General features: G+C 37.8%; 21 protein-coding genes, 3 tRNA genes and 2 pseudogenes. 5 read left to right on the plus strand and 21 right to left on the minus strand.

The window, feature by feature from the left end:
* Positions 1 to 3 precede the first annotated feature (3 nt).
* The 18 genes from proS to J7R07_RS05350 form a co-directional block, all read right to left on the minus strand.
* Positions 4 to 1,332: a proline--tRNA ligase gene (proS, locus tag J7R07_RS05265; RefSeq protein ID WP_208435853.1), complete on the minus strand. Its 1,329-nt coding sequence runs from the start codon at positions 1,330 to 1,332 to the stop codon at positions 4 to 6.
* 222 nt (positions 1,333 to 1,554) lie between these two features.
* Positions 1,555 to 3,231: a ribonuclease J gene (locus J7R07_RS05270; protein ID WP_208435854.1), complete on the minus strand. Its 1,677-nt coding sequence runs from the start codon at positions 3,229 to 3,231 to the stop codon at positions 1,555 to 1,557.
* Between the two features lie 48 nt (positions 3,232 to 3,279).
* Positions 3,280 to 4,089 carry a biotin--[acetyl-CoA-carboxylase] ligase gene (locus J7R07_RS05275; RefSeq protein WP_208435855.1) on the minus strand — a complete coding sequence of 270 codons (810 nt, stop codon included), beginning with the start codon at positions 4,087 to 4,089 and terminating at the stop codon, positions 3,280 to 3,282.
* Complete coding sequence (gene nuoN, locus J7R07_RS05280) at positions 4,089 to 5,543, minus strand: NADH-quinone oxidoreductase subunit NuoN (RefSeq protein WP_208435856.1); 1,455 nt, start codon at positions 5,541 to 5,543, stop codon at positions 4,089 to 4,091. Before nuoN ends, J7R07_RS05275 begins: the two co-directional genes overlap by 1 nt.
* A 17-nt stretch (positions 5,544 to 5,560) precedes the next feature.
* Positions 5,561 to 7,030, minus strand: a complete 1,470-nt coding sequence (locus J7R07_RS05285; protein WP_208435857.1) for an NADH-quinone oxidoreductase subunit M — start codon at positions 7,028 to 7,030, stop codon at positions 5,561 to 5,563.
* Positions 7,030 to 8,994, minus strand: a complete 1,965-nt coding sequence (nuoL, locus tag J7R07_RS05290) for an NADH-quinone oxidoreductase subunit L (RefSeq protein ID WP_208435881.1) — start codon at positions 8,992 to 8,994, stop codon at positions 7,030 to 7,032. Before nuoL ends, J7R07_RS05285 begins: the two co-directional genes overlap by 1 nt.
* 6 nt (positions 8,995 to 9,000) lie before the next feature.
* Positions 9,001 to 9,309, minus strand: a complete 309-nt coding sequence (gene nuoK / locus J7R07_RS05295; protein ID WP_004860043.1) for an NADH-quinone oxidoreductase subunit NuoK — start codon at positions 9,307 to 9,309, stop codon at positions 9,001 to 9,003.
* A gap of 9 nt (positions 9,310 to 9,318) precedes the next feature.
* On the minus strand, positions 9,319 to 9,939 hold the full coding sequence (locus J7R07_RS05300) for an NADH-quinone oxidoreductase subunit J (protein ID WP_208435858.1): 621 nt from the start codon (positions 9,937 to 9,939) through the stop codon (positions 9,319 to 9,321).
* Positions 9,940 to 10,036: 97 nt separating this feature from the next.
* On the minus strand, positions 10,037 to 10,528 hold the full coding sequence (nuoI, locus tag J7R07_RS05305) for an NADH-quinone oxidoreductase subunit NuoI (RefSeq protein WP_208435859.1): 492 nt from the start codon (positions 10,526 to 10,528) through the stop codon (positions 10,037 to 10,039).
* 14 nt (positions 10,529 to 10,542) lie between these two features.
* Entirely contained in the window at positions 10,543 to 11,589 is a 1,047-nt protein-coding gene (nuoH, locus tag J7R07_RS05310; protein WP_208435882.1) for an NADH-quinone oxidoreductase subunit NuoH, read from the minus strand.
* Positions 11,590 to 11,611: 22 nt separating this feature from the next.
* Positions 11,612 to 13,681: an NADH-quinone oxidoreductase subunit NuoG gene (nuoG, locus tag J7R07_RS05315; protein ID WP_208435883.1), complete on the minus strand. Its 2,070-nt coding sequence runs from the start codon at positions 13,679 to 13,681 to the stop codon at positions 11,612 to 11,614.
* Positions 13,682 to 13,742: 61 nt separating this feature from the next.
* Positions 13,743 to 15,050: an NADH-quinone oxidoreductase subunit NuoF gene (gene nuoF / locus J7R07_RS05320; protein WP_208435860.1), complete on the minus strand. Its 1,308-nt coding sequence runs from the start codon at positions 15,048 to 15,050 to the stop codon at positions 13,743 to 13,745.
* Between the two features lie 147 nt (positions 15,051 to 15,197).
* Positions 15,198 to 15,866 (minus strand): NADH-quinone oxidoreductase subunit NuoE, encoded by a 669-nt coding sequence (nuoE, locus tag J7R07_RS05325; RefSeq protein WP_208435861.1) that lies wholly within the window; start codon positions 15,864 to 15,866, stop codon positions 15,198 to 15,200.
* Positions 15,866 to 17,056: an NADH-quinone oxidoreductase subunit D gene (locus J7R07_RS05330; RefSeq protein WP_208435862.1), complete on the minus strand. Its 1,191-nt coding sequence runs from the start codon at positions 17,054 to 17,056 to the stop codon at positions 15,866 to 15,868. Before J7R07_RS05330 ends, nuoE begins: the two co-directional genes overlap by 1 nt.
* Positions 17,057 to 17,194: 138 nt before the next feature.
* Positions 17,195 to 17,788 (minus strand): NADH-quinone oxidoreductase subunit C, encoded by a 594-nt coding sequence (locus J7R07_RS05335; protein WP_208435884.1) that lies wholly within the window; start codon positions 17,786 to 17,788, stop codon positions 17,195 to 17,197.
* A 16-nt stretch (positions 17,789 to 17,804) separates the two neighbouring features.
* Positions 17,805 to 18,386 carry a NuoB/complex I 20 kDa subunit family protein gene (locus tag J7R07_RS05340; protein ID WP_208435863.1) on the minus strand — a complete coding sequence of 194 codons (582 nt, stop codon included), beginning with the start codon at positions 18,384 to 18,386 and terminating at the stop codon, positions 17,805 to 17,807.
* Complete coding sequence (locus J7R07_RS05345; RefSeq protein ID WP_208435864.1) at positions 18,377 to 18,742, minus strand: NADH-quinone oxidoreductase subunit A; 366 nt, start codon at positions 18,740 to 18,742, stop codon at positions 18,377 to 18,379. The genes J7R07_RS05340 and J7R07_RS05345 overlap by 10 nt, the downstream gene beginning before the upstream one ends.
* A gap of 311 nt (positions 18,743 to 19,053) precedes the next feature.
* Positions 19,054 to 19,130 (minus strand) — tRNA-Asp (locus J7R07_RS05350).
* A gap of 172 nt (positions 19,131 to 19,302) precedes the next feature.
* On the opposite strand from J7R07_RS05350, the gene J7R07_RS05355 reads away from it, so the two are divergent.
* Positions 19,303 to 19,378 (plus strand) — tRNA-Val (locus J7R07_RS05355).
* Positions 19,379 to 20,429: 1,051 nt separating this feature from the next.
* On the opposite strand, the gene J7R07_RS05360 is transcribed toward J7R07_RS05355, so the two are convergent.
* Positions 20,430 to 20,957 carry a helix-turn-helix domain-containing protein gene (locus J7R07_RS05360; protein WP_208435865.1) on the minus strand — a complete coding sequence of 176 codons (528 nt, stop codon included), beginning with the start codon at positions 20,955 to 20,957 and terminating at the stop codon, positions 20,430 to 20,432.
* 145 nt (positions 20,958 to 21,102) lie between these two features.
* Here J7R07_RS05360 and J7R07_RS05365 point away from each other — a divergent pair, with 145 nt between their 5' ends.
* The 4 genes and pseudogenes from J7R07_RS05365 to J7R07_RS05380 all read left to right on the plus strand — a co-directional run.
* Positions 21,103 to 21,408, plus strand: a complete 306-nt coding sequence (locus J7R07_RS05365) for a helix-turn-helix domain-containing protein (protein ID WP_208435866.1) — start codon at positions 21,103 to 21,105, stop codon at positions 21,406 to 21,408.
* Positions 21,409 to 21,471: 63 nt separating this feature from the next.
* The gene (locus J7R07_RS05370; protein ID WP_208435867.1) at positions 21,472 to 21,609 is read left to right on the plus strand and encodes a hypothetical protein; all 138 of its coding nucleotides are present in this window, start codon (positions 21,472 to 21,474) and stop codon (positions 21,607 to 21,609) included.
* Positions 21,593 to 21,932 (plus strand): annotated as a pseudogene (locus J7R07_RS05375) (hypothetical protein). The gene J7R07_RS05370 and the pseudogene J7R07_RS05375 overlap by 17 nt, the downstream one beginning before the upstream one ends.
* Positions 21,932 to 22,307, plus strand: a pseudogene (locus J7R07_RS05380) (ParB/RepB/Spo0J family partition protein); the annotation flags it as partial. The pseudogenes J7R07_RS05375 and J7R07_RS05380, both read left to right, overlap by 1 nt.
* Before the next feature lie 70 nt (positions 22,308 to 22,377).
* On the opposite strand, the gene J7R07_RS05385 reads toward J7R07_RS05380, so the two are convergent.
* Both J7R07_RS05385 and J7R07_RS08505 read right to left on the minus strand, forming a co-directional pair.
* A tRNA-Ser gene (locus J7R07_RS05385) sits at positions 22,378 to 22,467 on the minus strand.
* A gap of 584 nt (positions 22,468 to 23,051) precedes the next feature.
* Positions 23,052 to 23,186 carry a hypothetical protein gene (locus tag J7R07_RS08505; protein WP_281384543.1) on the minus strand — a complete coding sequence of 45 codons (135 nt, stop codon included), beginning with the start codon at positions 23,184 to 23,186 and terminating at the stop codon, positions 23,052 to 23,054.
* Positions 23,187 to 24,052 lie beyond the last annotated feature (866 nt).

The following is a 24,052-nucleotide window of genomic DNA, read 5'->3' on the forward strand; positions in this document are numbered from 1 at the left end:
TGCCTATAAAACTACAGAAAACTGTTTGAGTACATCTTCAACCGTTAAAGATTTTTTGACACCTGTTTTTCGATCTTTAATTTCAACTTCATTTCGCGCAATGCTTTTAGGCCCAACAATGATTTGTGTTGGTAAGCCAATTAAATCCATTGTTGCAAATTTTGTTCCAGGACGCTCATTTCTATCATCTAATAATGGATCAAAACCAGCATCCTTTAATCCCTGATAAAGAAGCTCACATACCTGTGTACATTTTTCATCATCAGGCTTCATATTGATGATACCAAAATCAAACGGTGCCATAGAGCTTGGCCAAATAATACCATTTTCATCATGAGAAGCTTCAATAATTGCTGCAACAAGACGCGAAGGTCCAATGCCATAAGACCCCATAGAGACAACATGCTCTTTTCCATCTTGTCCCATAACCTTCGCTCCCATGGGAGCAGAATATTTCGTGCCAAAGTGGAAAATATGCCCTACTTCAATACCACGCGCTGAAAGACGATTATGATCAGAAACTTTAGTCCACTCTTCTTCGTTATGCATTTCTTCTGTCGCTGCATAAAAAGACGTCCACTGTTTAACAATATCAGCTAAAATAACTGTATCATTAAAATCAATTGAACTATCTGGAACAATGAGCTCAAGAAATTGCTTATCACAAAATATAGCGCTCTCTCCTGTTTCAGCTAAAATAATAAATTCATGGCTGAGCTCACCACCAATTGGACCTGTATCAGCCCGCATGGGAATTGCCCTTAAGCCAAGACGAGCAAAAGTACGTAAATAAGCAATAAACATACGATTATAAGATATTTGAGAACCTTCATAATCAAGATCAAAAGAATAAGCGTCCTTCATTAAAAATTCTCGTGAGCGCATCACACCAAAACGTGGACGGATTTCATCGCGAAACTTCCATTGAATATGATACAAATTGAGTGGAAGATCCTTATAAGAACGAATATACGAACGGAAAATATCTGTTACCATCTCCTCATTTGTCGGACCATAAAGCAAATCACGTTTTTGACGATCTTTAATGCGAAGCATTTCCAAACCATAATCGTCATAACGGTCACTTTCACGCCAAAGATCCGCAGATTGAATTGTCGGCATTAATATTTCTATCGCGCCCGCTCGTTCTTGCTCCTCACGAATAATTTTACAAACTTTATCAAGTACTTTTTTACCCAAGGGAAGCCAAGAATAAATCCCTGATGTTTGTTGTCGAATCATACCTGCACGCAACATAAATCGATGAGAAACAATCTCTGCTTCCTTAGGATTCTCTTTTAAAAGTGGAAGGAAATATTGAGAAAGGCGCATTGAAATAATTAACTCCTAATCAAAACCATCGTATTGGAACAATTTAAATAAAGTATAGACTTATCTATAGCTACATTCTGAATACTTGCAAACACAACGATTAAATTGTTGAAAAATTTATGCGCTCTATTCTTTATTACGCTTAGTTTGAGAAATAAAATAATCTGAAAACCCCTCCACTCTTTCTTCATTAAAAAGAAAATAACACAGTATTCAAATGCTTCATTTTGACCGATGTAAAAAAACTGTACAGACAGGCTTTTTGCGCCAAATCTCATTAATAGCCGCTCTCACTGCACGCCGCGTTGCTTCTCGGATAAGTTCATTATTTTTTCGTTTCATGCGTGGAATATTATAAAGTGTATTTTCCACAACATCTAAAAGAATATCCTTTAATTTTTTCCCTTTTTCATTACTTTCAGGTAGACCAAATGTAGAAAGACCAATATCATCCAATAGCTCATGCTTGCTATTCATATGGAGAGAAACAACAACGTGACCAGCATAACTTAGTTTGCGGCGCTCACGAATGCCTAGTTCTTCTTCATCCCCAATAAGACAACCATCTTTATAGATACGACCAATAGGAACTTGATCAATAATTTCTACAGGCTCTGGTGCAAGACGCAGCAAACTCCCATTTCTGATATTCATAACAATTTTAATACCTGCTTGACGTGCTAAATCCGCATGAGCAGTAAGATGCATTGCCTCACCATGTACAGGCACAAGTATCTGCGGTTTTATCCAATCATACATCTGTAAAAGTTCTAAGCGACGTGGATGACCTGAAACATGAACGAGAGCATCCCCATTCGTAATGACTTTAACTCCCATATCGATAAAACGATTTTGTATTTCAAGAATAGCCTTTTCGTTTCCTGGAATACTCCGTGACGAATAAATAACCGTATCACCAGAAGAAAGTGCAATATTTCTCATTTCATTGCGTGATAATTTTGCTAAGGCAGCACATGGCTCTCCTTGGCTCCCTGTCACGACTAAAACAAGTTCTTTTCGCGGAATATATCCATAATCCTCTTCCGTAATAAATGGAGCTAAACCATTCATATAACCAAGCTCTTGTGCAACCATAATACTCCGCTTAAGAGAGCGCCCAACAACAAGAACCTTGCGCCCCACAAATTCCGCTGCAAGAGCAATTGAACGTATCCGAGCAACATTAGATGAAAAAGTAGCTATTGCAATGCACCCCTCAGCTTTTGAGAAAATTTCAGAAAGACTTGTCTGAACTTGCTGCTCTGATGGTGTTATACCATCCCGGCATGCATTCGTAGAATCACAAAGCAATGCTAAAACGCCTTTATTGCCTAAAGTACGAAATCGTTTTTCATCTGTTACAGTCCCAAGCGCAGGTGTATGATCAATTTTCCAATCACCAGTGTGGATTACAGTGCCTAAAGATGTTGTAATAGCCAAAGATACAGATTCTGGAATTGAATGATTCACAGCAATAGCCTCAATTGCAAAAGAACCAATCTGAAAGCAATCACCAGATTGAAAAATAGTATGTGCAATTTTACAAGATCCGGAATCTGATTGCCTTTTACTCTCCAATAATCCTGCTGTAAAAGGTGTACAATAAAGTGGAACTTTAAGCTTTGGCCATAAATCAAGAACCGCACCATAATGATCTTCGTGAGCATGTGTCAAAATAAGACCGCGTATATTATGTTTTTCACTTTCCAGAAAACGGATATCAGGTAAAATAAGATCTGTTCCTGGTAATTCAGGACCAGCAAAGCTAACGCCCATATCAATAAGTAGCCATTCACGAAAATTTTGTGGTCCAAATCCGTAAGCAGCCAGATTCATCCCTATTTCACCTACGCCTCCTAAAGGTAAAAAAATAAATTCATTCTCATTGGCTGCAACCATAAACATCTCCCAAATCATTAAGATAATCTGATAGTGAAATAAAATTTTTTAATAGCGACCTGCATTAACAGAAGCAGCCGAACCAAAATGAACATCTCCAGCTGTTATAATGGCTATCTGACCATTTTTTTGTTTTATGATACAGTTAAAATCACTATCAAGGCCATCAAAAATACCCTCAATGATTTTTTCATCATTCACTACTTTGACACGTTTCCCAAGGTGAGCAGAATATAAAAGCCACTTTTTTCGGATTATTTCATATCCTTTCGGTTGTTTCCAAAGAAGGTAATTTTTAGAAAAACACTCTGTTAAAATCGTAAATAACTGTTCTGCTTCAATATGCAAACCAATATTCTTTAAGCTTGAAGTGGGATAGGGTGCATCTTCATAATTATATTTCACATTTATTCCAATACCAATAACCAATGCATATTGTTGTGAAGGCAATTTTAAAATCTCAAGCAAAACTCCAGAGCTTTTTGCTCCTTTAAGTAAAATATCGTTTGGCCATTTTAAACTCACAATATTGCTTGCTTGCTTTTCATCTTTTATAAATTGTTTTATTGCCTCTACTACACTTATTCCAGCAACAAAACCAAGTTGAGCAGCAGTTTGATGAACAATATCATCAATTAACAAAAGACTAGAATAAAGGTTCCCTTTTGGACTAGACCAAGTTCTCCCTCTTCTCGCTCTCCCCTGTGACTGTTCTTGTGCAACAATCCAGAGATAACCTTGATGCCCAGTTTGCGCTTTGCGTTGCGCAATGAGATTTGTTGAATCAACACTTTCGTACGATTCAACAGTGTATCCTTGTTTCTGTGCAAAATCTGATAAAATATAAACCATATTCATTAAAATAATGCGGCGGCTGCTTTTTCTGCTAACTCAGCGAACCAAACTCCAAAAAGCGTATAAAATAAAACAAACAATGCAGAAAGAGCGAGACAAAACTGAAGCTCCTTTGATAAAGCAACAAAATGCATTTTTGCATCATCGAACCACATGATTTTAATGACTCGCAAATAGTAAAAAGCCCCAACAACAGATGCTATCATCCCAACGACAGCGAGTGGGGTAAGACCAGCATGAACAGCAGCAGAAAATGTATACCATTTCCCAAAAAAACCGGCCATAGGCGGTATACTTGCCAAAGAAAAAAGTTGTATTGTCATCACACCAGCCATAAACGGATTTGTTTTTATGAGCCCTGAAAGATCATAAATATTTTCAACATTTCCACTATTGGACCGCATTCCAAGAATAAAAGCAAATGAACCAAGTGTCATGCCAAGATAAATAGTCATATAAAGAATAACACTTTTGATCCCAAGCATATCTCCAGCGGCTAAACCAACAAGCGCATATCCCATGTGACCAATTGATGAATAAGCCATTAAACGCTTAATATTGCTTTGACCAATTGCAGCAAACGCACCAAGTATCATCGATGTAAGCGCCATGAACACCAAAATTTGCTGCCATGCAGGCATAAAACCATCAGCACTGCTGAGCGGAATAAAGGACATAACAATAATACGAATAATGAGTGCCATAGCGGCAATTTTAGGAGCTCCAGCAAAAAATGCTGTAATGGGTGTGGGGGCTCCTTCATAAACATCAGGTGTCCACATATGAAATGGAACTGCAGAAATTTTGAAAGCTAAACCAGCTAAAATAAAAACAATTGCAAAAATAATCCCTAATTGTAAGTTTTGATCTTTTAAAGCAAGAGCAATTTCGTGAAAACCAATTTGACCAGTAAAGCCATAAAGCAAAGAAATGCCATAAAGCAATAATCCTGAAGATAAAGCCCCTAAAACAAAATATTTTATACCGGCTTCAGAAGATTTTACGTTATCACGATTGATTGCAGCAAGGACATATAAAGCCAAAGATTGTAATTCTAACCCCATATAAAGTGATAGCATATTACCTGCTGATATCATCAGCATCATGCCAAGAGTTGCTAAAAGAACAAGCACTGGAAATTCAAATATATCGAACTTTTGAGCACTGTTAAAACTAACAGACATAATAAGAGCAAAAAGTGCCCCAATGAGTGTTAAAATTTTCATATAACGACCGAAAGAGTCAATAATAAGCGCATTGGTTTGAAATAAACCAGTCTTCGGAAAAATGACAATCATAACAATGGTTGCAACAAGAAGAGCAATAGCCAGACCAGTCACAGTTAAAGAGGAATATGTATTGGAATAAACACCAACCAAAAGCAATACTACTCCCCCTAATGCTATTAAAATCTCTGGAAGAATTAAGACTAATTGCGCTATTATTTCAGTTTGCATATGCATTCTTCCCTAATCTAGTGCAGTTTATTGATGAGGGCTTCTACGGAAGATGCCGTTGCTTTAAAAATAGGCGTTGGATAGATACCAAAAAATATTGTAAGCATAGCCATTGGATAAAGAATGAATTTCTCTCTTGAAGAAAGATCAACAAGAACTTTTAAATTCTCTTTATCCAAAGAACCAAAAACCACACGCCGATAAAGATAAAGGGCATAGGCAGCTGATAGAATAACGCCAGTTGTAGCAAAAACAACAATCAATTTATTCACTTGAAAAACGCCTATTAAGGTTAAAAATTCACCTAAAAAACCTGAACTTCCGGGTAAACCAACATTTGCCATCGTAAAGATTAAGAAAACAACAGCATATTTAGGCATGTTATTCACTAAACCACCAAAAGCTGCAATTTCACGTGTATGCAGACGATCATAGATAACTCCAACACAAAGAAATAACGCTGCTGAAACAATCCCATGCGATAGCATCTGATAAATAGCTCCTTGGATCCCTTGTTCATTTGCAGCAAAAATGCCCATTGTTACATATCCCATATGCGCGATTGAGGAATAGGCAATAAGCTTTTTTATATCACTTTGAACAAGTGCAACCAACGATGTGTAAATAATAGCGATAAGTGATAGCGTGAAAACCAAAGGCGCAAAATCAGTTGAGGCAAGAGGAAACATTGGTAAAGAAAAACGAAGAAAACCATAACCGCCTAATTTGAGCAATACACCAGCTAAAATAACTGAACCAGCTGTTGGTGCTTCTACGTGAGCATCAGGGAGCCATGTATGGACTGGCCACATTGGCATTTTAACTGCAAAAGAAGCAAAAAATGCAAGCCATAACCATATTTGCATATGCGCAGGAAACTGATAATTGAGTAAAGTTGGTATATCGAGTGTTCCAGCCTTCCAGTACATAGCCATAAGAGCAACAAGCATAAAGACTGAACCAAGCAAAGTGTATAAGAAAAACTTTATACTTGCATAAACACGACGTGCTCCACCCCAAACACCTATAATAATAAACATTGGAATGAGACTGCCTTCAAAAAAAACATAAAACAGTATTGCATCAAGAGCACAAAAAACACCAATAATTGCAACTTCAAGAAGAAGAAATGCAATCATATAAGCTTTTAATCTCTCTTTAACATTCTCCCAACTTGCTAAAATACAAAAAGGCAAAAGAAAAGCTGCAAGAACAACAAAAAGAATAGAAATACCATCAACCCCCATATGATAGCTAATGCCCCCCCCTAACCAATTGAATTTTTCAATCATCTGAAAATGCGTGTTTGTATTATCAAAACCTGCCCAAATAATTAAGGAAATAATAAAAACAAACACAGTTGTAAAAAATGCCACATTGCGTATATTATGTCGTGCTATTTCACTATCGTCTTTAATAAATAAAATTAGCAATACACCTACAAGCGGTAAAAATGTAACGGTAGAAAGAATTGGCCAATCGATCATCAGTTCACACCCCCGATCATCATCCAGGTGATCAGCAATGCAACACCCACAAGCATCGCAAATGCATAGTGATAAAGATAGCCTGTCTGTATCCGAACAACTCTATTTGTAATATCAACAACACGTGCTGCAATACCATTTGGACCTAGACCATCAATAATTTTACCGTCCCCAACCGTCCAAAAAAAGAAACTAATCTTAAAAGCAGAACGAACAAACAAAAAGTTATATAATTGATCAAAATACCATTTTTGATAAAGAAAATTATACACCCCTGGCATAACTCCAGTTAACTTTTTTGGAAGAGAAGGAAAAGAAATATAGAATAAATAGGCTAACATAAATCCAAGAAACATCGCTATAAATGGTGACCATTTTACCCAACCGAACACATGGTGGGCATCATGAAGAATATGATTATGGCTGCTTGTAAATAATGCCTCCTTCCAAAAAGCATCGTATAAACCACCAAAAAAGTAAGGTTGAAAAACGATACCAGCAAATATCGCTCCAATAGATAATATAAAGAGCGGAATTAACATTACTGGAGGCGATTCATGTACATGATGCATAACATCAACTGTGGCGCGCGGTTTACCATGAAATGTCATAAAGATAAGACGCCATGAGTAAAAACTTGTTAAAAAAGCAGCAAAAACAAGAAGATAAAAAGCATATCCTGAAGCAATATTATGAGATACAAAAGCAGACTCTATAATTGCATCCTTGGAGAAAAAACCAGCAGTCCCGAAAAGTGTCCCTGGAATCCCAACACCTGTCAAGGCAATGGTCCCTATCACCATCATACAATAAGTTACCTTTATATGCTTACGTAACCCGCCCATTTTTCGCATATCTTGTTCATCGGATACAGCATGAATTACAGAGCCCGCACCAAGAAACAATAAAGCTTTAAAAAAAGCATGCGTAAAAAGATGAAAAATAGCTGCTCCATAAGCTCCAACACCAAGAGCAACAAACATATAACCAAGTTGTGAACATGTAGAATAAGCAATAACACGCTTAATATCATTCTGTACCAGCCCTACAGTTGCTGCAAAAAACGCAGTCGTTGCTCCAAAAATAATAATGACTGTCAAAGCAGTCGAAGAAAGTTCAAAAATTGGTGACATACGTGCGACCATAAAGACACCCGCCGTTACCATTGTTGCTGCATGAATAAGTGCTGATACAGGTGTTGGTCCCTCCATTGCATCAGGGAGCCACGTGTGTAAAAGAAATTGTGCAGATTTTCCCATTGCACCAATAAACAATAAAAGACATGTAATAGTAATCGCCGCCTGCCCCTCAAGCTGCCGACCTAAAAAGGTTATATTTTGGGTGAAGCTCTTGTCTGCAGCTTTCGCAAAAATAGAGGCAAAATCAACAGATTGGAATAAAATAAAAATACTAAAGATTCCTAAGAGAAAACCAAAGTCTCCAACACGGTTAACCACAAAAGCTTTCATCGCAGCCTTATTAGCAGCATCGCGCTGAAACCAAAAACCAATGAGTAAATAAGAAGCAAGCCCCACACCTTCCCAGCCAAAAAACATCTGAATCAAGTTATTGGCTGTCACCAACATAAGCATCATAAATGTAAATAGGGAAAGATAAGAAAAAAAACGAGACCTTGAAGGATCATGATGCATATAACCAATTGAATAAATATGCACTAATGCCGAAACACTATTTACAACAACAAGCATAACAGCTGTCAATGTATCAATATGTAATGCCCAATCAAAGCTTAAATCGCCGACAGTGAGCCAATGTAATACCGATACATCAACCACTGGTGTATGACTAAGTGCAATGTTAAAAAAAGCTATCCATGACAATACGGCAACAATCACCATAAAACTGCATGTTATCAATTCATTAATGCGGTCTCCTATAGTTTTTCCACCCAGAGCAGCAATTAAAAATCCTAACAGTGGAAGAAAGATGATCGTGTGATACATCATTGGTTAGCCTTTCATTACATTAACATCTTCAACCGCAATAGAACCACGATTACGAAAGAAAACGACAAGAATCGCCAAACCAATTGCGGCTTCAGCAGCTGCTACTGTTAAGATAAATAAAGCAAATATCTGACCAACCAAATCATGAAGAAATGCTGAAAACGCAACAAAATTAAGATTAACGGAAAGTAATATAAGCTCAATGGACATCAAGATAATAATCACATTCTTTCTATTGAGAAAAATTCCTGCAATACCGATTGTAAACATCAAAGCAGAAACAATAAGATAATGCGTAATATCAATATGCATAATCCCCCCTTAAATGCCCTTACCTGATTCAACTTGTTTGATTTCAATTGCGCTTTCTACTGTTCGAGAAACTTGTACAGCAATAGATTGTCGCTTTACACCTGACTTATGACGAAGTGTCAAAACAATTGCTCCAATCATTGCAATCAATAAAATAATCCCAGCAATTTGAAAATAGAAAGCATAGTCCGTATAAAGAATATCACCTAATGCCTGAGTATTTGTTCTCTGCGCTAAATCTGGCATTGGTTGCGTAATATGTGTTCTAAGCCCCGGAGGAAAATGGCTACTCACAAAAACAATAATCAATTCTACAGCCACAATACCACCAACAACAGCCCCAAGAGGAGCATAGCGAAGGGCACCACTCTTTAATTTAGCAAAATCAATGTCAAGCATCATAACCACAAATAAAAACAAAACTGCTACAGCACCAACATAAACAACAAGCAGAATAAGCCCCAAAAATTCTGCTCCTGCAAGCAAAAATAAAGCCGCAGCATTAAAAAATGCTAATATTAAAAATAAAACGGAATGTACAGGATTGCGCGCTGTAATAACAATAACCGCACTCGCAAGCATAATAAAAGCAAATAAATAGAAAAATGCCGCCGCTAGATCCGTTAGCATAGGCTTCTCCTCAATTAACAAAACAATTGGTACAAAAGTTTTGTACCAGATTAAAATCCATCAAAAAAATTACCCGACACCTCATTAAAGGATACACTTAACGATAAGGTGCATCCATTAATATATTTCGAGCAATTTCTCGCTCCCAACGATCTCCATTCATTAAAAGCTTTTCTTTATCATAATAGAGTTCTTCACGTGTTTCTGTTGCAAATTCAAAATTTGGACCCTCAACAATAGCCTCTACTGGACAAGCTTCTTGACAAAAACCGCAGTAAATACACTTAACCATATCTATATCATAACGAACAGTTCTACGTGTCCCGTCATTGCGCCTTGGCCCTGCTTCAATGGTAATGGCCTGTGCAGGGCAAATTGCTTCACATAATTTACAGGCAATGCATCGTTCTTCACCATTTGGATAGCGACGCAGTGCATGTTCACCACGGAAACGCTCAGACACAAAACCTTTCTCATAAGGATAATTAATTGTAGGTTTTGGTGCAAAAAATTGGCGCATAGCTAAGAAAAAAGCACTCAAAAATTCCAATAGAAGAAGTGATTTTGCTGCCTGAAGAAAACCTGACACAGTGAAACCTCCTCTTAAACGAAACCAGTATACTTTAAAAAAGCAGCAGTTATTACAACCATTGCCAATGAAAGCGGAAGAAAAACCTTCCAACCAAGCCGCATGAGCTGATCATAACGATAACGCGGAACAAATGCTTTGACCATAGCAAACCAAAAAAATACAAAGCAAACTTTTAGAACAAACCAAATGACCCCAGGAACCCAATTGAGCCACCAAACACCCAAGGGAGGAAGCCAACCCCCTAAAAATAAAATAGTTGTTAATGCACACATTAAAACAATAGCAACATATTCACCAAGAAAAAATAGCATGTAAGGTGTTGAAGAATACTCAACCATGTGACCAGCGACAAGTTCAGATTCTGCTTCCACTAAATCAAAAGGGGGACGATTTGTCTCTGCGAGCGCAGAAATAAAGAATATGATAAACATTGGAAAAAGAATGAGCCAATTCCAATCAAGAAAACTATTAAAAGGAAGACCAAGGGCCGTACCAAGCCCATGACTTTGTTTATAAACAATGGTTGTAAGATCCAATGAACCACTTATTAAAATGACAGTTACAAGCACAAATCCAATAGAAACCTCATAAGAAACCATCTGTGCAGCTGAACGAAGAGCTCCTAAGAAAGGATATTTTGAATTTGACGCCCATCCTCCCATAATAACACCATAAACTTCAAGAGATGAAATAGCTAAAATATAAAGCAAACCAACATTAATATGTGCAACTTCCCATCCTTCATTGACAGGGATAACGGCCCAAGTGGATAACGCAAGCGTAGCGGAAATAAAAGGTGCTAAAAGAAAAATACCCTTATTAGCACCAGCAGGGATAATAGGCTCTTTAACAGCAAATTTAATTAAATCTGCAAAAGACTGTAACAACCCCCACGGACCAACAACATTGGGACCACGCCGCAATTGTACTGCTGCCCAAATTTTTCTATCTGCATAAAGAAGATAAGCAATCAAGACCAGAAGAATAACCAAAAGGAGAAGTGTTTTTCCGATTATAATGAGTAATGGCAACAACCAGATCATAAAGAAATCATACATCATTATTCCTTTTCCTCTACCCTTACTCTACAATCTGTGTTGCACGGCTCTTTGCGAGAGATGAACATTCAGCCATCACTGCAGAAGCACGTGCTATTGGATTTGTCAAATAAAAGTCTTTAACCATAGAAGTAAACGCTTGCCGCTCCAGAGCAATCATTTGTGAACCAAGCTCTTTAAGATTATCTATATCAGAAGGGACTATATCATCGATAGCACAAAGATGTGGATAATCATTAAACAAGCTCTGTCTTAATTGAGAAAGCGAATCGAAAGGCAGCTTTTGTCCTAAAATATCTGACAAAGCACGCAAAATAGCCCAATCTTCTTTTGCTTCTCCTGGGGCAAAACCAGCCCGATTTGTCATTTGAACACGTCCTTCTGTATTCACATAAAGCCCTGATTTTTCAGTATAAGCCGATGCCGGCAAAATAACATCCGCAGCATGTGCACCATTATCACCATGGCTACCAATATAAATTGTAAAGGCTTTTGTATTGGCTAACTCTACTTCATCGGCACCAAGCAAAAATAAAACTTCACAAGTTTTAAGAATATTTGTAACACCAAGACTAGAAGTAAAACCAATGTCTAATCCGCCAACAATCGACGCTGCATTGTGAAGAATGCCAAACCCATTCCATTCTTCCTTAAGGGCTCCAATATTATCCGCTAATTTTGCAAGATTTTTTAAAACAGACAAACCTTCTTTACCTGAAAGAGCACCCTCCCCAATAAGAATAAGTGGCCTTTTTGCTTCTTTTAACACATTGAAAAATACATCTTCACCATGAATAAGCGCACTTAATGCATCAGTACCATCTCCAAGATACGAATACGGATAACGTAAATCGACTTTTTCACCAATTAATGCGATGGGAAACTTTCCCCTCCGTTGACGTTTTAAAATGCGTGCATTTAAAACAGCGGCCTCATGACGTGGATTAGACCCTACGATAAGTAATGCATCAGCCTGTTCAATCCCCGCAATCGTTGGATTAAAAATGTAACTCGAACGTCCTAATTCAGGGGATAAAGCCATTCCTCTTTGACGACAATCAAAAACCTTTGAATCCAATGAAATAAGTAATGTTTTCAGTGCATACATCTCCTCAACAGACGCAAGGTCTCCAGCAATTGCTCCAATTTTTTCTGGTAAAGTTTTAGAAACTACCATTTTAATTACTGAAAAAGCTTCTGTCCAACTTACAGGGTGAAACTTTCCATCTTTGCGTACATATGGCCTATCAAGCCGTTGAGTGCGCAATCCATCCCAAATAAAACGTGTCTTATCAGAAATCCATTCCTCATTTACTTCTTCATTTGTACGCGGCATAATCCGCATAACTTCACGACCGCGGCTATCAATGCGGATCGCACTTCCCAGTGCATCCATTACATCAATCGATTCCGTTTTAACCAATTCCCAAGGACGTGCGTGAAATGCATAAGGTTTTGAAGTTAAAGCTCCAACTGGACAAAGGTCAATAACATTTCCCTGTAATTCAGATGTCATTGCTTTTTCGAGATATGTGGTAATTTCAGCATCTTCACCACGACCTATTAACCCAAGTTCAGAAATACCCGCCACTTCCGTTGTAAAACGAACACAACGTGTACAATGAATGCACCGTGTCATTACAGTTTTTACAAGTGGCCCAATATACTTATCTTCTACAGCACGTTTATTTTCTGTATAACGAGAACAATCACGCCCGTAAAGCATTGCTTGGTCTTGAAGGTCACATTCCCCCCCTTGATCACACACAGGACAATCCAAAGGATGATTGATGAGGAGAAACTCCATCACACCTTCACGTGCTTTTTTCACCATCTCTGTGTTGGTAAAAATTTCTGGTGTTTCACCATTAGGGCCTAACCGTAAATCGCGAACTCCCATAGCACAAGAAGCCTGAGGTTTTGGAGGTCCTCCCTTGACCTCAACCAAGCACATACGACAATTTCCAGCAATTGATAAAGACTCATGAAAACAGAAACGCGGCACTTCAGCACCCGCTGCCTCAGCTGCCTGAAGCAACGTGTAGTAATCAGGGACTTCAATCTCTTTACCATCAACTTTGATATTTATCATCATTCATCCAGCCTGCGGATAATCTACCTAAAACTTGCATCCCATTGCACTTTAAAATCCTCTATCCAACTGCTTCCAACGCAATATTTTTTCTCTGAACGATATTTCGCGTATAATCATCAATTCTACGTTCAATCTCTGGCCGAAAATTACGTATTAATCCCTGTATAGGCCACGCCGCTGCATCACCAAGTGCGCAAATAGTATGTCCTTCAACCTGTTTAGAGACTTCAAACAAAAGATCAATTTCGCGTTTTTGTGCTTTTCCTTCAACCATACGCCCTAAAAGGCGCATCATCCAACCCGTGCCTTCACGGCATGGTGTACACTGACCACAACTCTCATGTTTGAAAAAAGCTGATATTCGCCAAATTGCCTTGATAATATCGGTTGATTTATCCATCACAATTACACCACCTGTGCCAAAAGAAGATCCAACATCACGCATTCCATCAAAATCCATGATTGCATCAACCATATCTTCACCCCGAACAACCGGACAAGAAGCTCCCCCTGGAATAACTGCCAAAAGATTATTCCATCCGCCACGAATACCCCCTGTATGTTTTTCAATTAATTCACGGAAAGAAATACCTAGAGCCTCTTCAAATGTACAAGGTGCATTAACATGCCCAGAAACCATAAATAATTTCGTTCCAACATTATTTGCACGCCCAATTGATGAAAACCACGAAGCACCTCGACGCAAAATCGTTGGAACAACGGCAATAGATTCTACATTATTGACTGTTGTCGGACAGCCATAAATCCCCATATTTGCAGGAAATGGCGGTTTAAGCCGAGGCTGCCCCTTTTTTCCCTCAAGGCTTTCGAGAAGAGCTGTTTCTTCACCACAAATATAAGCACCCGCACCATGATGGATAATAATATCGCAAACATGCCCACATTTCGTTTTTTTGCCAAGTAAACCCGCATCATAACATTCATCAACGGCCGCTTGAAGTGCTTCACGCTCACGGATATACTCACCACGGATATAGATAAAAGCGATATTTGCTCCCATGGCAAAAGTAGCAATTACACAACCTTCAATCAGAGTATGGGGATCATGGCGTAAGATATCACGGTCTTTGCATGTTCCAGGCTCTGACTCATCAGCATTTACAACCAAATAATGGGGACGACCATCACTTTGTTTGGGCATAAAGGACCACTTCACTCCGGTAGGAAAACCAGCACCACCACGCCCACGCAAACCTGATGCCTTCACCTCATTAATGATCCAATCACGACCTTTTTCGATAAGAACCTTAGTACCATCCCAATGCCCACGTGACATTGCAGCTTTTAATGATTTGTCTTTTAAACCATAAATATTGGTGAAAATACGATCTTTATCAGCCAGCATACCCCACCCTTTTTTCTCTTGCCCGTAGCATTTTTAGCTTTTCCTCAAATGCAATTTCTTAAACATTTTCTTAAAAATTCTTACTACTCGTCAAATGTTGCCACAATGGGTAAAATAATAAAATATCTTTTCAAGAAAAAATATACACTACACTCCCATTCCTTCATTATCCTTTTTCTTTAAAGACTTAAACGACTTCTTGTCTTCTTCATCAATGAGAGAAGTTAAACCACCAATAGGCTCTGATGATTTACGACTATTTTGCGGGCCAACCGCTATCTCAGAACCTTTACCTGCTTCAAATGCATCAATAATCTCTTCAAGACGCTTAGCTGTAAGATCTTCATAAGTATCTTTAAAAATCATAACCATGGGAGCATTGACACAAGCACCAAGACACTCCACTTCTTCCCATGATAAAGTTCCATCCGGATTTGTAACAAAGGGCTCATGATGAATTTTTTTCTGACAAACCTTAATCAATTCACCAGATCCACGTAACATACAAGGAGTCGTACCACAAACTTGAATATGCGCCTTTGTTCCCACAGGTTGAAGTTGAAACTGAGTATAAAAAGTTGCAACTTCTAGAACACGAATATAAGCCATGGAAAGAATCTGAGCAATATGCTCAATCGCAGCACGTGTCACCCAACCATCCTGTTCTTGAGCACGCATTAATAATGGAATGACAGCAGATTGCTCACGCCCTATAGGATATTTTTCTATAGTATTTTTCACCCAGATCTGATTTTCTTTTGTAAAAGAAAACTCTGCAGGTTGGTAAATATCATCTGCAAGACGACGCACAGACATTAGCGATCAACCTCCCCAAAAACAATATCAATCGAACCCAAAATAGCTGTAGCATCCGCCAACATATGGCCTCGAGTTAAAAAATCCATGGCTTGAAGATGAGCAAAACCAGGCGCGCGCAACTTAACACGATAAGGTTTATTCGTTCCATCGGAAACAAGATAAACTCCAAACTCACCTTTTGGAGCTTCTACAGCAACATATACCTCACCAGGAGGTGTATGAAAACCTTCCGTATAAAGTTTAAAATGATGAATCAACGCCTCCATTGAACTTTTCATTTCGCACCGCTTTGGAGGCACGATTTTGCGATCTAAACTCGAGACTGGTCCATTTTTTTCAGTACTCAGCAAACGATCCACGCATTGGCGCATAATTTTTGCTGATTGACGCATTTCTTCCATACGAATGAGGTAGCGATCATAGCAATCACTGTTTTTACCTACAGGAATATCAAATTCCATTTCATCATAACATTCATAAGGTTGGCTTTTTCGTAAATCCCATGGCACACCAGCTCCACGAATCATGACTCCAGAAAAACCGCGTGCCCAAGCTTCATCAACACTTACCACACCAATATCTACATTACGCTGCTTAAAAATCCGATTTGGTGTTATAAGCGCATCAAGTTTACTAAGAGCAATAAGAAACGGATCAACAAAATTACCAATATCCTCAATCAAAGATTCTGGTAAATCTTGATGCACACCACCAGGGCGAAAATAATTTGCATGAAGACGCGCTCCACACGCACGCTCATAAAAAATCATCAATCTTTCACGTTGTTCGAATCCCCAAAGTGGTGGTGTCAAAGCACCAACATCCATTGCTTGTGTTGTGACATTAAGCAAATGATTAAGAATACGTCCAATTTCAGAAAACAAAACACGTATTAATTGTCCTCGTTTGGGAACCTCAACATTTAATAATTTTTCAATAGCCAAAACAAAAGCGTGCTCCTGATTCATAGGAGCAACATAATCTAAACGATCCAAATAAGGGCCAGCTTGAAGATAAGTTTTTGTTTCCATTAATTTTTCTGTACCGCGATGCAATAATCCAATATGTGGATCCACACGCTCAACAACTTCACCGTCCAATTCTAGGACCATGCGCAAAACCCCATGTGCTGCAGGATGCTGCGGTCCAAAATTGATATTAAAATTCCGAACACTGACCTCAGCCACTATCAACCCTTTACTTTACTAAAAAACTTCATATCGAATGTTAATAAAAAATCTTATCACACTAAAAATATTTGATTATTTAAAAAAACTATTATTCTAATTCCAAACTTTATACGCTCCAATATCATTGTTGATATCTCATTTTTCATCATACGGTAAAACATTTTGTCCTCCTTCCCAAGGAGAAAGAAAATCAAAATTGCGCATCTCTTGTCGCAAAACAACAGGTTCATAAATTACTCTCTTCGCTTCATTGTCATAACGACATTCAACAAACCCTGTGACAGGAAAATCCTTGCGCAAAGGATGCCCTTCAAATCCATAATCCGTCAAAATCCGCCTTAAATCAGGATGACCTGAAAACAAAATTCCATACATATCGTACGTCTCACGTTCATACCACTCTGCCCCAGGATAAATCGAGCAAGCAGAAGCAACAGGAGTATTTTCATCAGTCCGTACCTTAACACGTAAACGCAAATTCTCGCGAGGAGATAAAAGTTGATAAGAAACATCAAAACGTTTATCACGAGACGGATAATCAACACCGCTAATGTCCGTGATATTGATAAACTGACAGCGAGAATCGTCACGAACAAACATTAAAACATCTGTGATTGCATCCAGACGCGATACAATAGTTAATTCACCAAATGCAAGAATAGTCTCTTCAAGCTTATCTCTTAATTTGTTTTTTAAATAGGTAGCAAGTTCAACTAATGATTCATTCACCATGATCATGAAATCCTTATCGCTCTATGGAACCTGTACGACGGATTTTTTTCTGCAGCAATAATATACCGTATAGCAACGCCTCCGCCGTAGGAGGACACCCCGGAACATAAATATCCACAGGTACAATACGATCGCATCCACGTACAACTGAATAAGAATAATGGTAATACCCACCACCGTTTGCGCATGACCCCATAGATATCACATAACGCGGTTCTGGCATTTGATCATACACTTTTCTTAACGCAGGTGCCATTTTATTTGTCAGAGTGCCTGCTACCACCATTACATCTGATTGGCGAGGTGAAGCACGCGGCGCATATCCAAAACGCTCATTATCATAGTGAGGCATTGAACACTGCATCATCTCGACAGCACAACAAGCCAAACCAAAACTCATCCACATTAAAGAACCGGTACGTGCCCAAGTAATCAAAGCATCTGCCGAAGTAACTAAAAAACCCTTATCGGATAGTTCTGTATTAATATCACGAAAAAAGTTGTCGTCAGAATCTATCAACTTGCCCCTATTTGGATCAATAAGCCCTTTTGGTTGTGGAACAGTAATCATTGAATTATCCGATATTAATCCCATTCAAGAGCTCCTTTTTTCCATTCATATATAAATCCGATAGTCAAAAGTGCTAAAAACACCATCATCGACCAAAAGCCGAACATACCTATCGAGCTAAATGAAACTGCCCAAGGAAAAAGAAAAGCGACTTCAATATCAAAGATGATAAACAAAATTGATACTAAATAAAAACGAATATCAAACTTCATGCGTGCATCATCAAACGAATTAAATCCGCATTCATAAGCTGATAGTTTTTCAGGATCGGGAGAACGATAAGCCACTATATAAGGCATAATTAAAAGAACCCCCGCAATAACTGCCGAAACAATGATAAAGATCAAAACCGGCAAATAAGAGCTCAATAAATGAGTCATAATCCTCTTCCACCTTAGTGAAATGACCTGAATTAACGCAATCACTCCACATTATTAATCAAACAGATAAATCATATAATTGTTCTGTTAAATTCGCTCGTACTGCTTAAAAGACATACCGAGCGATGCTTTTCTTATCGGCATAGGTAACGCAGAGCAAAGAAAGACGCAAGCCCTATTCTTATAAACCATGTAAAAAGAAGGAAAAGCTATATTCTAGAAACATATAAAGCTAACACTCTCATGGCCATACGCCTCGTACATAAGATGCATACACCTAAAAACGGAAATCTCATAAAAGGATTAGAAAATGGCGCGAGTGACGGGGCTCGAACCCGCGACCTCCGGCGTGACAGGCCAGCACTCTAACCAACTGAGCTACACCCGCGCATCTTTTTGAACCAATTTAATTGGTATAAGCCGTCGTGTAAGGTGTTCATTCGTTTATGTCAAGAAGACTTATACATTTTTTCAAAAAAATCATCAAATACTATCTTTATTCTTGCGTTTGGAAAAATTTTTCCTTAAAGAGTGCCTATCCAATTGCTGATCATAGCATCGGGCGATTAGCTCAGCTGGTAGAGCGCCTCGTTTACACCGAGGATGTCGGGAGTTCGAGTCTCTCATCGCCCACCATGTTTTTTTAAAGATCATATAATTTATTGATTTTTTATAGTTTTTTACAGAAAAGCAAGAAAATAGAATTTTTGAATATGTATCTATTCAGATGCAGATTATTGAATGATTCTAATTTCTCTTTGGGCAGACCATCTAAAATTCTGATAGATGGACTAATGGTTTCCTATTTCAATGGATTAGAAGACTTTATTGTAAAAACTTTATGATCAGTATCTGATTATTTTTTTAAAATTTGTTATTGTTTCTTTATCTAAAGCATAAAATTTAATGACCTTTTCCTCTATTCCAGCAGATAAGAGTTTTTTCGTAAATTTCCATAGTAAAATAAAAAAAGACTAAGTTCATTTCTCAGCCATAACTAATAGACATTTTTAGTAATCAATATGAAGTTTGCGTAAAATGTTATCAAAAACCGTTCTGAGCAAAATATTCATTCTATTCAAAAATTATTACTGTTTCAATAGATAATGGGATGTGAGATTTTTATGGATAATTATATTGTTTTGTCTATTCTGAAACACACATACTTGTTTGTGAAGAGAGCAATATCAAAACTGATCAAGATTTTTTTAGCTTAGGCGTAGGATATTTTGTGCGAAATTTGGTAAGAATTAGTTAAAAATTGAATCTGGTTTTCTTATCAGCATGGAACAAAAAAACACTTATCACGCGCAAGATAGATGGAAAATCTTCAATTAATTTATACTAAAAGCAGTGAGCACATTTTATTCGTGTCGTTCCTCAAATAATATATTTCCCACTAAAGAGCTAATTACCGCCAATTACAATCTTTCAAAAGAAGAAAAAAACTCATTTCATTAAAGAATCTAAATGGCCTTTGAAAAGTCTTTGAATCCCCTTTGAAAAAAATCAAACCAAAAGTTCAATTGACTCCAAAATCAATTAAAAATGACCCAAAAATCAAAAAAGATATGCGCCATATAGCACGTTTCTATTTTTATTTGATATAATTATTTAAAAACAAAATATTATTATAATTTCTTAATGTAAAGAGAAACGCGCCTGTATTTTTGATTTTAGAGGGGCATTAAGCCGTATCTTGTGTAGCTTCTAGATGTGAACTTTCATCCTCGATTTGATGCTTTAAATGCAATTTTAGAAGAGGCAGAGTAAGTTCTACTTCTTCTGTGCCGTTGATGTTTTGAACAAGCTCTTGGAACTTTTTATAAAGCTCTGCCGCTAATTCCGCTATATCTTCAGGGAGGAGTTTTATATTTGCATCGCGATAGGTTGTATAAGCTATGCGACCAAGTTTTTTCATCAGTCCAGCAGGAATGGTGGGTGGAGAGATATTGAAAGTCTGAGGCATCATCATGTTTACAAACATTTCATCTTCACCAGTCGAAAGCCAATTCAGATTCACTCCAAATTTTTCTTTATATGATGATAAAACGGTTGCATCTGGAGTTCTATCACCGCGTTCGTAATTTCCCAGCCCTTGAATACTGATGCCAATTTTAAGAGAAAATATATCACGAGATAAGCCCACAAGCTTTCTAACCTCTGTGAGTCGTTTTGCTAATGCGGTTTTTGGCTTGTTTTTTTGTCGTGCCATATTATAAATTTCTACAAATGGGGCTGACTAATATTCCATTTATATATATCTTTAATTACTGCCCGCTATTGAGGGCGTTTATTGTACATTTAACCCCACAAAAAACATATGGTTTAAGCATCCGTTTAAAGCAAGAGCGAAAGTTATGACAACCACACAAACATGCATGCAAGTATGGGATCGCCATAGTATTTTAGCCGAGCTACGCTGCCGTAACATGATCTTGGCAGAGCTCGCGAAAGCTTATCAACTCCCGTCATCCGGTGTTCAACATATCTGGGCACGACCCAACGAGAAAGCCGAACACGCTATTGCCGACTTTATCGGTTTGCCCGTTGAGCAAGTTTTCTCCGACCGCTACCCTAAAAGTCGCCGTCGCATTTTTAAAGCAGCAAAACACGCTCATACGGCTTCGATAAAGCATTCCACATTACGCGGTAACGCTGCTTAAAACTGTGTTGGCTCTACGTTTTTGTGCATTTGCCATGAATTTAACTACCAAAAAGGTTTATCAATGTCTAAAAATCAAGACGAAATGGGCAAGATAAATTGCATAGCGTTGCATCATGGGGCAGCCATTTGGATGGTTTTATTTCCCATAGGTGGTGAGGGGATTATTTTTATAGGGGGTGGTTATGGTTTCTGCTTATAATTTATGGACCTCCGAGGCAAAAAGAAAAATTTTCAATCCTTATTCAGAAGCTGAACGTTTGGAAGCCATGCTTACTTGTTCTTTTAAGGCGGTGAGTGGAGGATTTAAGCCTTTGCCGATCCGGTTATATCATTGATCCTCCGCATGACTTATTTGATGCGGCGTTAGCGCGACAGATTGTTATCCATATTTTGTATTATCAGTTTGAGGTACTGCGGCAGCGTCTTGTTGCCATGCAAGAGCGTGAACGCACAGCTGTTCGAAGATGGGTGGGGCATGCGATGGATTTGTTTTTTAAAGAGATCAAAAAAGCGGCGGCGTGATGGCACAGTTTCAAGAGATTGCTTTAAGTTTGATTGTTGTTCCTGAACGTATACGCCCTGTTGATGATGAGCATACCAAGGCGCTTACACAATCCATGGCACGAGAGGGGTTGATGAACCCTATTACCGTGCGCCATACACCCAATGCGAAAGAGGGTAATTACACGCTGATTGCTGGAGCAACACCGGTTACGGGCTACTGAGCTTTTGGGCTATAACGAAATTGATGCCGTTGTGGTGCAAGCTGATAAGGACAATGCTGCGCTCTTAAAGGTTGCAGAAAATCTGTTTCGCAATGAATTGTCAGTGATTGACCGCGCCTTGTTTGTGCAAACTTATCACGATTTATGGGAAAAGAAGTATGGGGAGATTCAGACAAGCTACATTTATCCTCCACCCTAAAAAACATATAAAATCAATAAGATATAGCACGATAAAAGTGCTGTGGCGGAGGGGGTGGGATTCGAACCCACGGTACAGTCTCCTGCACGCCGGTTTTCAAGACCGGTGCCTTAAACCGCTCGGCCACCCCTCCAAACTGAGTACGTCTTTTTACAAAGTTCTTGCAAAAGGTCAATCGTTTAAATGAATTTTTAAACGTTTTTAATAAAATTGCTTGAATACCAATCGAAGTAATTTAAAAGATATATTTTTTTTAAAGATAATCTGTTTTAATAAGGATCACTTTTCAAAAAAATATATAGAAAATTCCTAACTCAATTCACTGTCTCAAATCATCATAATCTTAATTCATTCAATGATCTTTCGTCGCATCTAGTACCTGTCGGCTTATTCCTGATGGGGGTAAGCTACTGGTAACCATTTAGCGTTGTTTTTCGTGCTAACTTGACTGATATTAAATCAACCTTATTTTCGCGCATGCAATTAACAATCATTTTATCGCTAACATTAGAATCAAAAACATGAAAATACACAGTAGCTTAGTCAAAAGAGCTAACCTCTCAATTGACGTACAAAAAAATGTATGTACAGACGAATGAACCCATAAATATGCAGTATTTTAGCCCGTATCATTGCGTTACAGCTTCTAAAAATTGTATCGTGAATCTGCATAATAATAATCCAATGGCACACACATATAGTTTTTTTTGCAATGCCTCAAGCTAAACCTGATGAGAAAGAAAATGTGCTGCGATAATCATTTCTTGCAGCTTTAACAAATGACACAAGGTTGAAAAACATCCCCGTGACACCTACCACTAAATAACGATATTGCTCATTATTTTTTATCATTCCCCACCCTTTTGATTTTAAAATGCACACATTTAACTAGCAAACCGCTAACAACGTGCCTGTATCTCTTTGCTGATAACTTTCCCCCTCATTATCTGAATGAAAAATTCTCTTTTGCCAAAGTGGTTTGACATTTTAGTGTATGACCATAAAGCATTCCACGATCACTAATAAATGTGTATAAAACTGTTTGCATTTATTGATTACACAACCATGAGAGACAACAATTTTACTTAAAAACTGTTCTTCTATCCAGAAATCGGATAAACATTCCTTCATTAATCATTATTATACAATTAGATCACATTGTCTCTATTGCTTCCCTGAGGAATTTGAGCAAGTTATCCCTGTTCCTCATTATAGTTTGACACTAAGTTTTGTAACATTTTTCAAATGATTTTAAATAACTTAATGGACTTTTCTCATTTTTTTTATCAAATTTTATTTTCGTAATTTTTTTGCTTTTTTGTTTTCTTTAGTCAAAATTCCATTCAAAATAGTGTATTTAACGATTAAAAAACAATTTATCGTATATTCTTCTATCCTTGTACCTTTTTCTAATAAGTCCAAAGCATCGCGTTGAATTAAAAACTGTATATACTGGCTTAAAACGAACAGTACAATGCACTTATCGCATATACATGATAAAATGACACGTACATAAAAAAGTCTTTTTACTCGATATACAGTTAAAATTCGTTCACATAGCAAAAGAAACTTGCATGTTTGTAATATAGATAAGATTGTTGATGAATTAAAACAAAATAAATTTACCCACATCTTTTCTGAAAAAATCAATATCAGAGCTAATAAGATAACCGATTTTTCCTGCCTGAAAAAAAATTAGGACTATTTACCAATTGATC

This window comes from Bartonella phoceensis, from assembly GCF_902825145.1.
Taxonomy (GTDB): Bacteria; Pseudomonadota; Alphaproteobacteria; order Rhizobiales; family Rhizobiaceae; genus Bartonella; species Bartonella phoceensis.

Coding starts and splice junctions, on each gene's coding strand:
- nuoF (WP_208435860.1), bottom strand. CDS start 15,050: ATGCTGGCTGATAAAGATCGTATTTTCACCAATATTTATGGTTTAAAA.
- J7R07_RS05275 (WP_208435855.1), bottom strand. CDS start 4,089: ATGAATATGGTTTATATTTTATCAGATTTTGCACAGAAACAAGGATAC.
- proS (WP_208435853.1), bottom strand. CDS start 1,332: ATGCGCCTTTCTCAATATTTCCTTCCACTTTTAAAAGAGAATCCTAAG.
- J7R07_RS05270 (WP_208435854.1), bottom strand. CDS start 3,231: ATGGTTGCAGCCAATGAGAATGAATTTATTTTTTTACCTTTAGGAGGC.
- nuoL (WP_208435881.1), bottom strand. CDS start 8,994: ATGTATCACACGATCATCTTTCTTCCACTGTTAGGATTTTTAATTGCT.
- J7R07_RS05360 (WP_208435865.1), bottom strand. CDS start 20,957: ATGGCACGACAAAAAAACAAGCCAAAAACCGCATTAGCAAAACGACTC.
- J7R07_RS05285 (WP_208435857.1), bottom strand. CDS start 7,030: ATGATCGATTGGCCAATTCTTTCTACCGTTACATTTTTACCGCTTGTA.
- nuoN (WP_208435856.1), bottom strand. CDS start 5,543: ATGCAAACTGAAATAATAGCGCAATTAGTCTTAATTCTTCCAGAGATT.
- J7R07_RS05370 (WP_208435867.1), top strand. CDS start 21,472: ATGTCTAAAAATCAAGACGAAATGGGCAAGATAAATTGCATAGCGTTG.
- nuoG (WP_208435883.1), bottom strand. CDS start 13,681: ATGATAAATATCAAAGTTGATGGTAAAGAGATTGAAGTCCCTGATTAC.
- nuoH (WP_208435882.1), bottom strand. CDS start 11,589: ATGTATGATTTCTTTATGATCTGGTTGTTGCCATTACTCATTATAATC.
- J7R07_RS05365 (WP_208435866.1), top strand. CDS start 21,103: ATGACAACCACACAAACATGCATGCAAGTATGGGATCGCCATAGTATT.
- J7R07_RS05300 (WP_208435858.1), bottom strand. CDS start 9,939: ATGCTAACGGATCTAGCGGCGGCATTTTTCTATTTATTTGCTTTTATT.
- J7R07_RS08505 (WP_281384543.1), bottom strand. CDS start 23,186: ATGATAAAAAATAATGAGCAATATCGTTATTTAGTGGTAGGTGTCACG.
- J7R07_RS05345 (WP_208435864.1), bottom strand. CDS start 18,742: ATGACTCATTTATTGAGCTCTTATTTGCCGGTTTTGATCTTTATCATT.
- nuoE (WP_208435861.1), bottom strand. CDS start 15,866: ATGTCTGTGCGTCGTCTTGCAGATGATATTTACCAACCTGCAGAGTTT.
- J7R07_RS05340 (WP_208435863.1), bottom strand. CDS start 18,386: ATGGGATTAATATCGGATAATTCAATGATTACTGTTCCACAACCAAAA.
- nuoK (WP_004860043.1), bottom strand. CDS start 9,309: ATGCATATTGATATTACGCATTATCTTATTGTTTCTGCTTTGATGTTT.